Consider the following 14,996-nt stretch of genomic DNA (forward strand, 5'->3'; position numbering starts at 1 on the left):
TGTTATCTATCCTTCCTCTTATTCTCCTCTGTCTTCTCATCTAAAATGCGTTTCAATTCATTAATATCTTCTGAAGACAATTTTTCCTCTTTTAAAAAATTAACAAGTAATGGTTTAAACGCTGCGCCGCAAAAACGCTTTAGCAAAGATTTCGTTTCAACTTGTAAATAATTATCTTGTGATACTAACGGATAATAAGCATACATACGCCCTTTATCTTGGTGGTAAGAAACGGCTTCTTTTTGTACTAACCGATTAATTAATGTACGGATTGTTTTCGGTTTCCAGTCCATTGCATCTTCTAGTTCTTCTATAATTTCATTCGCTGTTTGTGGAGAATTAGACCAAAGTACTTTCATAATTTCTAATTCCGCTTCAGATATTTTAGGTAATTGATTTGTCATAGTATAGTTCACTCCTTAGTATTACATTTGTAATCTACAATTAAGATTACAAATGTAATACTAAATTGTCAACCATATTTTAGAAAATATAATTTCCTTTAAACCTTACTTAACGACAACAAATTTCCCTTTTTTCAAATAATCAAATAAAAAAACAAGAAAATCTTTACATTTAATAGTAATATAGAAAATAGACAAGTTTATCCGACTTTAATGGGCAGTAAGACCCCCACCTCAAAATGCAGCAAAAGCAAAGAATTTAGGTGGGGATCGGGCTACCTATAAAAATCCGATTGGTGAAGGCTAATAATCAGTGGGGGATGAAGAAACCCCCCACTGATTAAAGTTTCACTTTATCAAAATAGTGGAGGCTTTTTCAGTCATGATGCGTGCGCTTCGTTTAAATATAAAGCAAGCTTTTTGTAGTCGTATTTCTCTAATAATGATGCTAAGTGGATTTGTTCTTATCTGCATTTATCACTATTACTATGTCATTCGTTATTTAGGAGACGCAGCGAATGGTCCTATATCAACAGATTTAAAATGGATTGGATTTCGCGACAATGAAATGGATGTTTATTTATTATTAATGCCAGTTATTGCGAGTTTCCCCTTTAGTACAAGTTACAATTCGGATAAGTCAGATGGTTTTAAACCATTTGTGAGTAAGGGGATTTCTCTCTTTCCTTATTCAGTAGCGAAATATATCGTTACGTTTTTTTGCGGAGGATTTCTTTATACGCTTCCATTCATTTTATCGTTATTATTTTGCAAATTAACCATTCCAGACGGAACACCTACGGCTGGTTCAGGCATCATAAATGATGATGGAATGTTCGCAAACCTATATTTAGATGCGCCTCTCACTTACATTACGGTATATATCGGGATTAATTTTTTATTTGCAGGTTTAATGGCCCTTTTAGGACTTGCTGCATCTGTATGGTCACAAAAAGACTATATGGCGATTCTCTTTCCATTCGCGGCTGCCTCCATCCCGTACGTCCTGCTAAATACAATACTTCCTTCAATAGGCGGAGCACCTATTCATTTATATGATCCGAAACAACCATTGCAAGGCATGTCACCATACATTTTATTGATGCAATGTGCTTTCTTCCTTTTCGTTAGCTTACTTATGTATATACAAGGAGTAAAGCGGGATAGAAAAAAATATAGAAGAAGACTGCAAAAAAGAGAGCGGTGCAGAAAATCATTTCAAGTAATTTCAGACTAAATGATTGAATGAATAAGAGCGTAATTCCCTAAGTTAGTCTAGGGAATTACGCTCTTATTATTATCTTTCCCTTCACGGTATACTTGCCAATCCCCATAAAATAACAACCGCTACAAAGTAAATCGCTTTACTACCTACAACTAAACATAATGAAATAATTGCATATTTACTTCGTTCTCTCTTTGCACCTATCAAAGTAAAAATGACTGCCAAACTAAACGTTATGTAAGAAGCTTCTGTATTGATTAAGTTATACGTAAGGTCTAAATTTTGAGTAAGTCCTGTTACATCAGCTACAAATTGGAGCATGACGATCATACTAAAAAAAATTGCAAGCTGATTTATTAATTTTCCATTTAACCATGCTTGCATCTTTAACCTCCTTATTATAAAAAACTAAATTTTTAATTAATTTTAACATGATTTTTACAGAAAAAGAACGCTCAGTATATCTCTAAGCGTTCTGTTACAACGATTTAAGAAGCTTTCTTCAAATCAATTTGAGCAAGTACTGGGTCGTGGTCACTTACACGTCCATGTTCTTTCATAATGTTTGAGTTTAAGTGTACTGGGTCTACAATTGTGTATGGTGCGATGTTGTTTGTTACTAAAATGTGATCTAACACTTGTGCATTTCCTTCATGGATGTACGTGTAGCGGTTCTCTTTCGGCACTGTGCTTAACATATTTTTTAAGTTTGTTCCTTCTAATGTTTTTAGTGGTTTAGCGAATTCGAAATCGTTCATATCCCCTAACACAACAACTGGTGCATTTGTATTCTTTTTCTGAATACCTTGTACGAAATTGTTTACTTCTTGTGCTAATTGAACTCGTTTTTCTTCACTCTTTAATACGAGCGGCTGCACTTTTCCAAATGGCGTTGCATCTCCTAGTTTTGAGTTTAAGTGATTAGCAACGACGACAACGTTTTGTCCTTGGAATGTAAATTCTGCTGCAAGTGGTTTACGTGTACTTTCAAATAATGGGTTTTCGTCTCCAACGCGAACGACATTTTTATCAAGTAACTTCGGTACTGCAGCTAATTTCACGCGTGATGGGTTGTAGAAGAAACCGACGCGAATATTCGCTCCTGGCGCTCCCCCGTCTAGATTATTATGCGGAGCAATTTCTACATACTCATACTTTGGCCCGTGAATTTCTAGCACTGCATCAATGATACGTTTAGCACTTAATGAAGCATCTATTGTACCGTCATTAATCGTTCCGTTATTATCTTGCATTTCCTCTACACCGATAATATCTGGCATTTTTAAATTGTATTTAATAGAATACGCTAACGCTTTTACTTTTTCATCTGTTGTTTCTTTTTTATTCGCCGAGAAGTTTTCAATGTTATATGTAGCAACTGTTAACTTATCAAGACGAGGCTGAATATTTGCGCCTACTTGCTTAAATCCACCGTCTACTACAGATGGTAATTCCGTTATTGGCGAAATACGGAACGAACCGTAATCATATCCGACTACCCCTGTTATATCTCTAGTGAAAGTATCTCCTACTTTTGCTACATAATCACGAGGTACTTTTACAGAAAGACGCTCTGGGTTTAATTGATTTTCATCTAATACAGGTGTGCCATATTTCGTTACGACTTTATCTCCGCCATTTTTCACTGTTACATATAAGTTCCCGTTTTTTTGAGGTGCAATAATTTTTGGCGTTGGCATCGTAACGCGCATACCTTCTATGCTTTCATAAAAGTCGATTGCATCTTCGTTTGGATCAAATAAACCGAATGCATCATTATCGATAATTTGATCAGGGATTTTCACACCGTTTTCTCCAAGTACGATCGGTGCTGGTAAAGGTTGATCTTTTGCGATTACAGCAACGCGGCTCGCTTTAATTTCAGTCGTCGTTAAGTCTGTGTCAAACCTTTCTGCATATCCAGGTCCAACATATTCTTCTACTACTCCATCAACTTGAATAAGATCTCCTACCGCTACATTCGCATCTTTTTTGTATACATACATACCTTCTGAAGTAGCTGGATCATTATCTGGCTGATTGTCTTCTATATAAAAACCATTTTTATCAAGTGCTGTTACAACGCCTTCCACATTGTATACTTTCTTCCCGTTGTAAGGTGAAACATGTGATTTTCCTTGAATATCATGAATACGAACCTGTTCATTGTTTACGATAATAAATGAAAATGTGGAAATCGCTGAAGAAGTAAGCCCTTCTTTCTCTGCAATTGCTTTAATTACACTATTTTCATTCACCACAATTTGTCCGTTATAACGAACACTTTTATTTGTAGGGTTAGAGCCATCTAACGTATAGTAGATTGTTGCTCCTTCTGTATTCGTCGTTAAAGTTACCGCTGTTCCTTTCGCAACTTCTCCGCTACCAGGCGAAGCTACTACATCGCTAACACGGTTTTGTCCTTCCCCTTGAAACTTATAAGCTGTTACCGATTTTAAACCTGGGCTACTAAAATATAATTCAAGCGTTCCTGTTAAACTAACTTTCTTCCCGATATTTTCAGGATGATCTTTCACGTTTACTGCCGCTCTCACATCGCCTTTTGGCAACTGAACAGGCATAATTTTGTCTGGATTCGTTTCATTTGGTGAATCCGCAATTGCTACGTTTGTATCATCAAACTTAGCTGGATCTTTCGTGTATTTAGAAGGACTTTGCGTATACCCAACAATGTATCCTTCTACTATCCCCTTTGTTTTCCCTTGCTGCTTAAATACTTGAATTGCTTTTTCTACTGACATAGAAGTAGTTTCTTCTGCTTGTACTAAAGTTCCAGTAAATGAAAGCAATAGTATGAATGATAAAAAGACACTTAACAATTTCTTCACAGCCATTTTCCTCTCTCTATTTCATATTTTCTCAGCATGTCTATCATATCAAATGATTCGTTATATAGAATGATATTTCGACAAGTTTTACAAAAAATTTATTTAATTTACAAGCTTTCAAACTATAATACAAAATAATAATTTGAAAGCTTCTACGAATGCACTCTATAATGTTAGAGAGAGAGAAAACAGAAAATATCGAAAGTTCATTGGCATGTAAAATGGATTCATTTGAATAGGAGTGATTGGATGGAAGTGCAAACAGAAACATACCGCGCAGCTATGAATGGAACATTAGAACGTCATTTTTCAGATATGATTGCCGTTATACCTACTAGAATTACAGTTGAGCAGTTAAAACAGCGGCTAGAAACTATCTCTACTAAAGTTGATGAATTAAAAATTGTTTATAGTGATGAGACAAGCCTTATTGTTGAGGTACATATGGATGAAACAATCATACCGTATGAGCTGCATATTGATGAGGCGAATGACCCAGAAGACTATAAAATGTACAATAGACAAGATGCTACAATCGTAGATCGTCACTTTGAAGATGCTGCTTATGGAACTGAAATTTTCACTCGTACGCTATTTGTAGGCGATGTACTGGACTGCTTTTTCCAGCAGTTACAGTTTTTATGGAACCTCGCCCCAGATTTATTATTTGTGATTGATTCAAGTGCCGCAATGAAAGTAATATCTAGAAGCTATATTGACTATCACGTTGAAAATGAATTATTACCTGACATTCCTGACTTATACGTTATTCATTCCGTTTATGAAGACGATAAAGAAGGTGAGCCTACGCAATATTGGTTTCATACACATGGCCTTTTAAGAGCGGGCGTAACAGAAATAGAATTAATTATTCCAAATCGCATTTCTTCCTATTACGGCATTGGTGACCTCTTTCAAACATTTGCGAATAATGCCGTTGAGAATGGACAAGTCCCTATGAATGAACCTATCGTTATCGCACATAGTCAGCAAGGTTCTATACATACAGTAGCTGTTCCGTGGGAGAAAGGATTATCTTATATTGGACATAAAACGAGTATGGATCAATTATCTTCAATCGAGGATGAGGAAGTGAAGTTACAGCCAATTGATGCGCAAAATACATTTTTAGGCGGTATGGATGATCGAGATGAATACCATCAATCTCCATCCGTTCTCTTATTCCAATTTAATACTTCAGAAGAATATATCGAAAGCTTTTTCAAAGAACACGAGGAAGCTACAGGGCTTATGTTCTATAAAACAAATAGTGAAACTGATCGTATGGCTTACAATGCGAAGAATACTTTCGGATATTTCAGCAACATTTTTCACATTGAACAATCAAATGAAGATTTTCGTTTCCTCGCTAAGTTTGGTGTCTCCTACGAAGAGGGAAAGAGTGAACATATGTGGTTTGAAATGCAAAATATTACGGAAGATTTCATTCAAGGAATACTCATTAACGAACCATATTTTATAGAAGATATGAGTGAAGGAAATAGTTATCATTTAGATTTTGATAACTTAACAGAATGGGTCATTTATGCAGGAGATGCCGTTATAAAGCCAAATAACTTATATATGTTTATTGGTGAATAAGTAACAAAACGCCTTCAATGTGATTGAAGGCGTTTCACTTTATTGTGCGATTAATTCCGTATCCATTACTTTCTCCAAATGAGCTAGCACACGCTTTGCGGCTTTCTCACCTTGATCAATACAGTCCGGAAGACCAGAACCAGCGTAGGAACTGCCTGCCAAGTATATACCTGGCAACTCTTTTTCCATAAATGTTGTGAGTTTCTTCATTCGCTCGTTATGGCCTACTGTATATTGGGGCATTGCTTCTTTCCAGCGACTTACGACTGTAAACTCTGGATCCTCTGTAATATCCATCGTCTTTCGTAAGTCTTCTAGCACGAGCTGAACGAGTTCCTCTTCTGTTTGTTCTACAACTGCTTCATCACCAGGTCGTCCAACGTAACAGCGAAGTAGCATTTTTCCTTCTGGCGTTGTATGTGGCCATTTTTTATGTGTCCACGTACATGCTGTAATTGTGTAATCACTATTTCGCGATACGACAAACCCTGTGCCATCAATATCGCGCTGAATGGCTGATTTCGGGAAAGCCATTGCCACATTCGCAACTGATGTGGATGGAATGTTGCGGAAAAAACGAAACTGCTTGTACTGCGCAAACATAGACGGCAATACTTTATGTGAGCTTGCCACTACGACCGCGTCCGCTTCTATTTCTTTTCCGTTACTAAGAGTAATCGCATAGCCATCACCCTGTTTTGCAACTTTTTCAATGCGAGTTCCCTTTATTATCGTACCTTCATGCATCCTTGATTCAAGAGATTCTACGATAGATTCTAAACCTGTTTTCACTGTTTGAAAGATTCCTTTTTTCGGTTCAGTTTTCTCTTCTTTCGGAGCAAGCGTACGCATGCCGAGTGAAATACTGCGATGTTTCTGCTCAATTTGATACATTTGCGGAAATGTTGACATTAAGCTCATTTCATCAATATCTCCTGCATAAATACCCGATAGTAATGGTTCGATTAAATTTTCAACCACTTCGTTGCCGAGGCGATGCCTGAAAAAATGCCCGAGTGATTGGTCAGATACTGGCTTGGATCTCGGCATTAATAGATCAAAACCAGCTCTTAGTTTACCAATTGGGGAGAATAGCCCGGAAAATAGAAACGGCGTAATTTGCGTTGGAATTCCCATCATTGATCCGCTCGGCATTTTATGTAACCGATTGTTTACGAGGATAAATGATTGACCGCCTTTATTATTTACAAGTTCATCGCCAAAACCTAATTCCTTCGCTAATGTAGCTGCACTTTCTTTTCGTGCTAAGAAAGAGTCTGGTCCGCGTTCAATTGTAAATCCATCTTTTCGAACGGTTTGAATTTTTCCGCCAAGTTTACCCGATGCTTCTATCAGTAATGTATCGATCGGCAAGTTTTTGTCACGAATATCTTTTTGTAAGTTATACATCGTTGTTAATCCTGTGATGCCACCGCCGATGACTACAACTTTTTTCCTCAAGCAGGCTCCCCCTTTCTTCTTACATTACAGATTCTTTTTTCTTTACTACAACATCTGTTAAGCAATCAATAAATGCGTCCGATGCATTTGGCATTTCTGGACGATAATATTTCGCGCCAATTTCATCTGTTACAACTTTACACTCAAAGTCGTTGTCATATAAAACTTCTAAATGTTCCGCAACAAATCCAACTGGTGCGTATACGAATGAAGTGTAACCGTACTTTTCATTTAATTCTCTCGTTAAATCTTGTACATCTGGACCAATCCAAGGATCTGGTGTATTTCCTGCACTTTGCCAACCTACTGCATAGTTTGCTACTTCAGCACCTCTTGCAATATAGTCAGCTGTTTCATTTAATTGATCTGGATATGGATCGCCAAGTGCGATGATTTTTTCTGGTAAGCTATGTGCAGATACGATTAATACTGCTTTTTCACGTTCTGCTTCTGACATACCGTTATATATACCTTTCACTGCATCAACCCAGTACTGAATGAATTTCGGTTCTTTATACCAGCTATCAATGCCGTGAATTGTTAAGTTTCCAAGTTTCTCAGCTTCTTCTTGTGCTCGACCTACATACGACTTCACGCTAAATGTAGAATAGTGCGGCGCAAGAACAAGTGCGATTGCATCTTGTATACCATCGTTATGCATATCTTTCACTGCATCTTCAATGAACGGTTCAATATGTTTTAAGCCAAGATACATATGGTACTCTACTTCATCTTGTACTTCATTTAAACGCTTCTCTAACTTTTTAGCTTGCTCTAATGTAATAGTAGCTAAAGGAGAAATACCACCAATTGCACGGTAACGCTCTGTTAAATCTTCTAGCATTTCAAGACTTGGCTTTCTTCCTCTACGAATATGTGTATAGTAACGTTCAATATCTTCTTCTTTATATGGCGTTCCGTATGCCATTACAAGCAAACCAATTTTCTTTTTCATACAGCAATGCTCCTTTACTTCGCTAACTGCCCTTTAGAGTATTCATGAATAAATGTAGTTAAACGTTTTAATGTATCTGGATTTACTTCTGGGAATACACCGTGTCCTAAGTTAAAGATATAACCTGGCTGTTTCATCCCTTGATCTAAAATACCTTTTACATGTTCTTCAATAACAGACCATGGCGCAAGTAAGAATGAAGGATCCATATTACCTTGGACCGCCTTATGAACGCCGCGTGCGCGTGCCTCTTCGATCGGTAAGCGCCAATCTAAGCCTACTACATCAAGCGGTAAGTCATGCCATTCATTTACTAAATGTGCAGCCCCTACGCCGTGCATAATCATTGGAACACCCATCGTACGAACTTCTGCAAAAATACGCTCCATTGCTGGTTTAATAAATACGCGATAATCCGCTACATTTACTGCTCCAACCCAAGAATCGAAAATTTGAACTGCTTTTGCTCCTGCGTTAATTTGCGCTTTTAAATATGTAATAACCATATCTGCTAGCTTATCCATTAATGCGAACCAAGCTTTCGGCTCTGCATACATGAACGCTTTCGTATTATGGTAGTTACGAGATGGACCGCCTTCAATCATATAGCTCGCTAATGTAAATGGAGCTCCTGAAAAACCGATTAACGGTACGTCTAGCATTTCTGTCGTTAATAAACGAATCGTATCTAATATGTACGGTACGTCATCTTCTGGATTGATTTCCCCTAGTTTTTCTACGTCTTGTAAAGAACGGATTGGATTATCAATAACTGGGCCAATACCCGATTTAATTTCTACATCCACACCAATTGCAGGTAGTGGTGACATAATATCTTTATAAAGAATTGCAGCGTCTACGTTATATTGATCAACAGGCAACTTTGTCACGTAAGCACACAACTCTGGATTGTGCGTAATTTCAAATAAAGAATACTTTTCTTTTATCTTTCTATATTCCGGCTGCGAACGACCTGCCTGACGCATATACCATGCTGGTACATAATCAGTACGTTCTCCCCTACATGCTTTTAAAAATGTCTCATTTATGTTTCTTACCAAGACCCTTGCTCCCTTCCTTACCAATGCTTCGAATACGTTCGATATTTATCTTTTTTTACTATACAGCTTGTAAAAACAAAATGCATAATATTATGTACGTTGTTCATTAAATTGACACAAACATTCTTAAAAACGCTTACTATTTTCACAACATTCTTATTATAACACAGAGAAAAACTATGGTTTAGCTACTTTTGACTTTTCTCCCTCGCGATTCGTTTGTTTGTTATATGGCACAACATAAAAGCTCGGTTTTGAAAAGATGTTAACGAACTTTTCTTCATATTCTCCGGCACCATTTACAGTGGCTACATGCGTATGGACTCCGTTTTCCACTCTATAAATACGATACATAATCCTATCATCAGGAAGTGGTGTCCAGCTTAGTTTCGCTTTAAATAAACCGAAAGGGCTAAACGCTAATTTCATTTTCACATCTTCAATTTTGCGCAGACGAATCGGAGCACCGATTGTTTCCACACCTTCTGGTTTCCTAAACTGCTCTTTCTGTTCTACATTTGCCTTCGTTAAAATTTTCTTAAACAATTTCGTCGCTGATGCACTTTCTCCTTGCAGCTGATGCTCTTGATCCGTACGGTCATAACCGATCCAAACAGCGCCTACTAAATTTGGCGTGTAGCCAACGAACCACATATCTCTCGCTCCATTATCGTCATTTGGTAAGGAAGTTGTACCTGTTTTCCCAGCTAACGCCCCGTTATATACACCGGCTCTCGCTGTCCCTTCTTTCACAACTCCTTCTAACATTTTCGTCATATACCAAGCCGTTTGTTTCGAGAAAATTTTTGTTTCTACTTTTGGCGATTCTCCAATGACTGCGCCGTGTCTATTTAACACTTTATTAATAACGTGCGGCTCAATAATATCACCATTTGCTAAAAATGCACGATACATTTTCACAAGATCAAATGGGGAAACACCGTTTTTCAATCCGCCAAGCGCTGTACTTAAACCAGCATCGGCAATATGAACATTACCTTTCTCTAAATATTGCTTTCCTTCTTCAACCCCTAATTCATTTAATAAAGAAACTGCCGGTACGTTTGCTGACTCTAAAATCGCATCGTACATCGTCATTTCTTTTGAATACTCATGATTATAATTTCGAGGTTCATACCCTTCAAAAGAATGTCTTTCATTCGTTAATAAAGAATATGGATTATACTTTTTCGTTTCGAGTGCTGGCGCATAGACAATAAGTGGTTTTAGAACAGAACCTGGTTGTCTTTTTGCGAAAACACGATTAAATCCTCTCGGGACGTACTTTCTTCCGCCAATCGCGGCTTTAATTCCGCCTGTACGATTATCCATTAATAAAAATGCACCTTGCGCCCCCTCCTCTTTCCCAGGGAAATTCCTCGCATCTTGAAACTGGTTATACGCTACCTTTTGAATCTTTTCATCCATCGGTACGACAAACGTATATCCTCCACGAAGTACTTCTTGATGAGACAATCCGTATAAACGTGCGGCTTCATCTATGACCATATCAATATACGGCATATATGCGAGTTCATTTTCGTCCAAGTTTTTATATAAAGCAATTGTCTTACCTTGATAACGCACACTATCTTCGGCAGTCAAATAGCCTTGTTTATGCATAAGTGACAATACGAGATCACGGCGCTCTTTACTTTTCTCTGGGGAGAAATACGGTGAATATCCGTTTGGTGACTTCGGAAGACCTGCAAGCATTGCGCCCTCTTCTACTGTTAAATCTTCTACATTTTTATTAAAATACAACTTTGCTGCAGCTTGAATACCGTAAGCCCCATGACCAAAATAAATATGATTCATATACATTTCAAGAATTTGTTGCTTCGTATATTTTTGCTCTAATTGAAGAGAAATTGCGACTTCCTTCAACTTGCGCGTAACTGTTTTTTCACGAGTTAAAAAGACGTTTTTAGCAAGTTGCTGCGTAATCGTACTACCGCCTTCAACCTTATCTCCAGCTAACGTATCTTTATAAAGAGCACGGAATATAGACGGGTAATCAATTCCTTGATGCTCATAAAAACGAGAATCCTCTACCGCAACAAACGCCTGCTGCACGTATTTTGGAATTTGTTCGATTGGTACGAGATCTCTATTTTCTACATATAATTTCGTAATTTCTTTCCCTTTCTGGTCAACGATACGTGATGAAGAGTGGAAAACGAGCTGTTTTTCATCCATCATATAGCCACCAGCTAACACAATAAGTTTATAAAGAACAATCGCTAATAGTAGCGTTGCTAACCCACCTAATAAAGTCCACTTTACTTTCTTCATACATCGGCCTTCTTTCCAAATGATGGTACATTTATTATTTGAAAAAGAAGTATCTTTATGTATATAATCTTCGAAGTTTTTTAAGAGAGTTGATATAATAGAAACAAACGATTAAGGGGGCATTAAAATGAAGGCTATTATTTCATACGAAACACCTCTAGAACAAGCACATTTCACTGCAAAAAATGATGGAAAAAATATGTTTTATAAAGAAAATACAGAAGAATCTGTAGAAGGATCTCTTCAATATGATGTACTAGACGCTGTTGGCGAATTTAAAGGACAACCTGGCTACATCGTTTGTAACAACATTTCTGTAACAGATGAAGGTCGCCCAATATTTGAAAACCGTTTTAAAAACCGCGCAGGTCTTATTGAAAACGAACCCGGCTTCCAAGCGATCCGTGTTCTACGTCCATTAAGTAACGATACATATGTCATCTTAACGATGTGGGAAACAGAGCAAAACTTTAAAGACTGGACAGAATCACGTTCATTCGAAAACGCTCATAAAAAACGCCCTGCACAAGCAGAAGGACAAGCTCCGGCTCAGGCGCATCCACATGCAGAGCAGCAGAAAAGTATTTTCTCTCGCCCATCATTTGTGACTACTTTTGATGTGTTAGTTTAAGGTTTTTGTACTGTGGTTCCTCCAGGGATGCGGTACATGAAATTATATCGGCGATTTTCCGAATATATCAACGATTTTTTCAATATATCGACGATTCGACAAAGGATATCGACTTATCGACAAATCACGACAGAAAAAAGGAAACACCATTACGCACCGGTGTTTCCTTTTTCTTTGTACCAATTATATATACGAAGCGCATCTTCTTTTTGCATATGCTTCACTTTGTAAGGATGCCCCGCTACTGATACGACAGCTGTACATAGCTCGTCTTTCTTTTGAAAATGCGACTGACTGTATCCTACTGCTTGAACATGACTTCTTCGCATGATTCCCGTATATTTTGCAAGGCCGCGGTATACCATGACTAATTGATTTTCCCGTATCATATATCCACCACTTTTATACCGGGCGTATGCAAGTAACGTAAATATGATAAATAGCGGTATTAACGTGAATAACGCAATACTTTGTTTAAAATATATACTCGCACCGATGATTGGCAATGCAAGCACCACACTTGTAATCCACCCCATTATTACGTAACGACGTAATGCAGCTTTCGGTAAGTGAACGATTTCCTCTTCCGTTTCATACGGCAACTGCAAATATGTAAGTAACTGCTGGACATCTTTCTTTTTCATAAAGGGATGTAGCATTACTTCATTTCCAGCCGCTTCTATACTCTGAATAACTTCTACTTCAACAGAGCAATAACCGAGAGGCTGACGGAGAATTCCCTCTTTCACAGTAATCGCTTGAATGCGGTGTAATTTTAAAACAAACTCTTTCTTATCAAATAACCCTTGTACGATGCGAATTTCATTTCCTTTTCGCTCTATTTTAAAGTTCGCATATTTTAACGCATAGCCAGCTGTTGAAATGACCCACGAAATCACCATTAAAATCGCGGCCATAACGATTAATTCATATACACCGTTATTCATCACGTACGCTTCTACCTTATTGATGAGCCATTCTGGTAGAAATTGATTAAACTCTGAGTAAATAAGAAGTAATCCAGAAAACACTAATCCAAATCTACCAGATGTAATAGAGGCGAATAAAATTTCTTTCGTTGTTAACTGATAAATTGTCTTATTTTCTGCCGTCGCGGGCTCTTCTTCAGTCACAACGCTTCTCTCTTTGTGTAATAAAGAAATCAGTTCCTTTGCTTCACTTTCTCTAATGCCAGCTAACATCACTTCCGGCTCACTACCGCCGCCGGCTACTTCTATGTTTAGTTTCGTCAGTCCGAGCACTTGATAAATGATGTTAGAAGACGTACTAATATTTTGCACACGTTCTTTATTTAAATAGCTTTCCTTCTTAACGAACACACCGTGCTTTATATGTAAAATATTATTTTCGACCCAGTACACTTTGAAATACCATTTTATCGCTGAGAAAATTGCCATAATGAATAGTATGGCCAAGAGAACAAGGTGGAATAAATACCAAGGTTTCACTTGATCATCAGACCGAAATAAAACAAGAAAAATAAAAGGCAACAAAGTCGTAACTCGAATACCTAATAAAATCGTGATCGGATGTTGCCTCTTATACATCCTCATCACTCACTTTCGCAAGTTCTCCAATTTGTCTTTTCAACTGCTCTGCTTCTTCTTTCGTTAAGCCTGGAATACTATGAGAAGTTGCCGCTGTTGAAATATGTAATTCTGCTAAATTATACTTTCTCATAATCGGTCCTTGTTCAATCGTTACGTGCTGCACACGCATCATCGGAATGAGTACGCGTTTTACAACGAACATTCCCTTTTGAATCTCAATCTCTTCTTCATTTAATCTGTAACTATAATAACGTTGACGTAAATTTGGAAACACAAAATAATCAAGCGGGATAAATGTAATAGCGCCTGTTACTAACAAGCCAAACAACCAGCCCCACCAATTAAAATTGATCATCAAAAAGAAATATGCAATTACGACTGCTAGTATAACTGCCGCCCCAATTAAAGCGTGAATCCTCCACACTTTCAGCATATTAGAATGAATCTCCCTTTCTAACGGCTGCATCTCATCACTCCAATTATATGAATGTATTAATTATATATTAGTTGGTATATACATATTTGTAAAATTATAGTTTTCTACATCGTATCCATCATTTCTTTAAAATTCCCTTCATGAATTGCATATACTTGAAACTGAATATAATCTATTTCATTCGTATTCGGACGAGCATATGGCAAAATGGTAAATTTAGAAGCTGATCTTCCTAACATATCTACAATCATTAAAGAAACGTCAATATACTCGAAGTCTACACGGAATACTACTTCTTCCCCCGTACATTCATAATCTTTAATCGCATCATACGACTTATTCGCACTAATTAGCATCACTTTTAATAGTTGGTTTAAATTTTCTGGTTTAAAATTAATCATATACGCAGCTCCTTTTTTCAATAAAACACTATGAAAACAGTGTAATCTTATACTTTCATAGCTTTACACATCAATGATATAAAAAATAAAGCTAGTTTTTTATAA

At 37.2% G+C, this 14,996-nt stretch carries 13 protein-coding genes; 3 read left to right on the top strand and 10 right to left on the bottom strand.

Annotated elements, in window-relative coordinates:
- Positions 1 to 2: 2 nt before the first annotated feature.
- Positions 3 to 404: a BlaI/MecI/CopY family transcriptional regulator gene (locus ACZ76X_RS08950; RefSeq protein WP_000184503.1), complete on the bottom strand. Its 402-nt coding sequence runs from the start codon at positions 402 to 404 to the stop codon at positions 3 to 5.
- A gap of 382 nt (positions 405 to 786) precedes the next feature.
- Here ACZ76X_RS08950 and ACZ76X_RS08955 point away from each other — a divergent pair, with 382 nt between their 5' ends.
- Positions 787 to 1,641, top strand: coding sequence for a hypothetical protein (locus ACZ76X_RS08955; protein WP_479850224.1), 855 nt, complete (start codon positions 787 to 789; stop codon positions 1,639 to 1,641).
- Positions 1,642 to 1,713: 72 nt separating this feature from the next.
- On the opposite strand, the gene ACZ76X_RS08960 is transcribed toward ACZ76X_RS08955, so the two are convergent.
- Together ACZ76X_RS08960 and ACZ76X_RS08965 are read right to left on the bottom strand one after the other, a co-directional pair.
- The gene (locus ACZ76X_RS08960; protein WP_479850225.1) at positions 1,714 to 2,013 is read right to left on the bottom strand and encodes a hypothetical protein; all 300 of its coding nucleotides are present in this window, start codon (positions 2,011 to 2,013) and stop codon (positions 1,714 to 1,716) included.
- 104 nt (positions 2,014 to 2,117) lie between these two features.
- On the bottom strand, positions 2,118 to 4,484 hold the full coding sequence (locus tag ACZ76X_RS08965) for a DUF6359 domain-containing protein (RefSeq protein ID WP_479850226.1): 2,367 nt from the start codon (positions 4,482 to 4,484) through the stop codon (positions 2,118 to 2,120).
- Between the two features lie 243 nt (positions 4,485 to 4,727).
- Between ACZ76X_RS08965 and ACZ76X_RS08970 the strand changes: the two genes are divergently transcribed.
- The gene (locus ACZ76X_RS08970; protein WP_479850227.1) at positions 4,728 to 6,080 is read left to right on the top strand and encodes a DUF4026 domain-containing protein; all 1,353 of its coding nucleotides are present in this window, start codon (positions 4,728 to 4,730) and stop codon (positions 6,078 to 6,080) included.
- Positions 6,081 to 6,119: 39 nt separating this feature from the next.
- On the opposite strand, the gene hemY is transcribed toward ACZ76X_RS08970, so the two are convergent.
- From hemY to ACZ76X_RS08990, 4 genes are all read right to left on the bottom strand, one after another.
- Complete coding sequence (gene hemY / locus ACZ76X_RS08975) at positions 6,120 to 7,541, bottom strand: protoporphyrinogen oxidase (protein WP_479850228.1); 1,422 nt, start codon at positions 7,539 to 7,541, stop codon at positions 6,120 to 6,122.
- Positions 7,542 to 7,560: 19 nt separating this feature from the next.
- Positions 7,561 to 8,496, bottom strand: a complete 936-nt coding sequence (gene hemH / locus ACZ76X_RS08980; RefSeq protein ID WP_479850229.1) for a ferrochelatase — start codon at positions 8,494 to 8,496, stop codon at positions 7,561 to 7,563.
- A 14-nt stretch (positions 8,497 to 8,510) separates the two neighbouring features.
- On the bottom strand, positions 8,511 to 9,557 hold the full coding sequence (hemE, locus tag ACZ76X_RS08985; protein ID WP_479850230.1) for a uroporphyrinogen decarboxylase: 1,047 nt from the start codon (positions 9,555 to 9,557) through the stop codon (positions 8,511 to 8,513).
- Between the two features lie 177 nt (positions 9,558 to 9,734).
- Positions 9,735 to 11,852 carry a transglycosylase domain-containing protein gene (locus tag ACZ76X_RS08990; protein ID WP_479850231.1) on the bottom strand — a complete coding sequence of 706 codons (2,118 nt, stop codon included), beginning with the start codon at positions 11,850 to 11,852 and terminating at the stop codon, positions 9,735 to 9,737.
- 127 nt (positions 11,853 to 11,979) lie between these two features.
- Between ACZ76X_RS08990 and hmoB the strand changes: the two genes are divergently transcribed.
- Complete coding sequence (hmoB, locus tag ACZ76X_RS08995) at positions 11,980 to 12,483, top strand: heme-degrading monooxygenase HmoB (RefSeq protein WP_479850232.1); 504 nt, start codon at positions 11,980 to 11,982, stop codon at positions 12,481 to 12,483.
- A 149-nt stretch (positions 12,484 to 12,632) separates the two neighbouring features.
- Here hmoB and ACZ76X_RS09000 read toward each other — a convergent pair whose 3' ends face one another.
- The 3 genes from ACZ76X_RS09000 to ACZ76X_RS09010 all read right to left on the bottom strand — a co-directional run bounded on the left by ACZ76X_RS09000 (position 12,633) and on the right by ACZ76X_RS09010 (position 14,891).
- Positions 12,633 to 14,051 carry a PH domain-containing protein gene (locus ACZ76X_RS09000; RefSeq protein WP_479850233.1) on the bottom strand — a complete coding sequence of 473 codons (1,419 nt, stop codon included), beginning with the start codon at positions 14,049 to 14,051 and terminating at the stop codon, positions 12,633 to 12,635.
- Complete coding sequence (locus ACZ76X_RS09005) at positions 14,044 to 14,520, bottom strand: PH domain-containing protein (protein WP_479850234.1); 477 nt, start codon at positions 14,518 to 14,520, stop codon at positions 14,044 to 14,046. The genes ACZ76X_RS09000 and ACZ76X_RS09005 overlap by 8 nt, the downstream gene beginning before the upstream one ends.
- 74 nt (positions 14,521 to 14,594) lie before the next feature.
- Positions 14,595 to 14,891 carry a protoporphyrinogen oxidase gene (locus ACZ76X_RS09010; protein WP_479850235.1) on the bottom strand — a complete coding sequence of 99 codons (297 nt, stop codon included), beginning with the start codon at positions 14,889 to 14,891 and terminating at the stop codon, positions 14,595 to 14,597.
- Positions 14,892 to 14,996: the final 105 nt, after the last annotated feature.

Source organism: Bacillus sp. BC05(2025) (assembly GCF_056725905.1).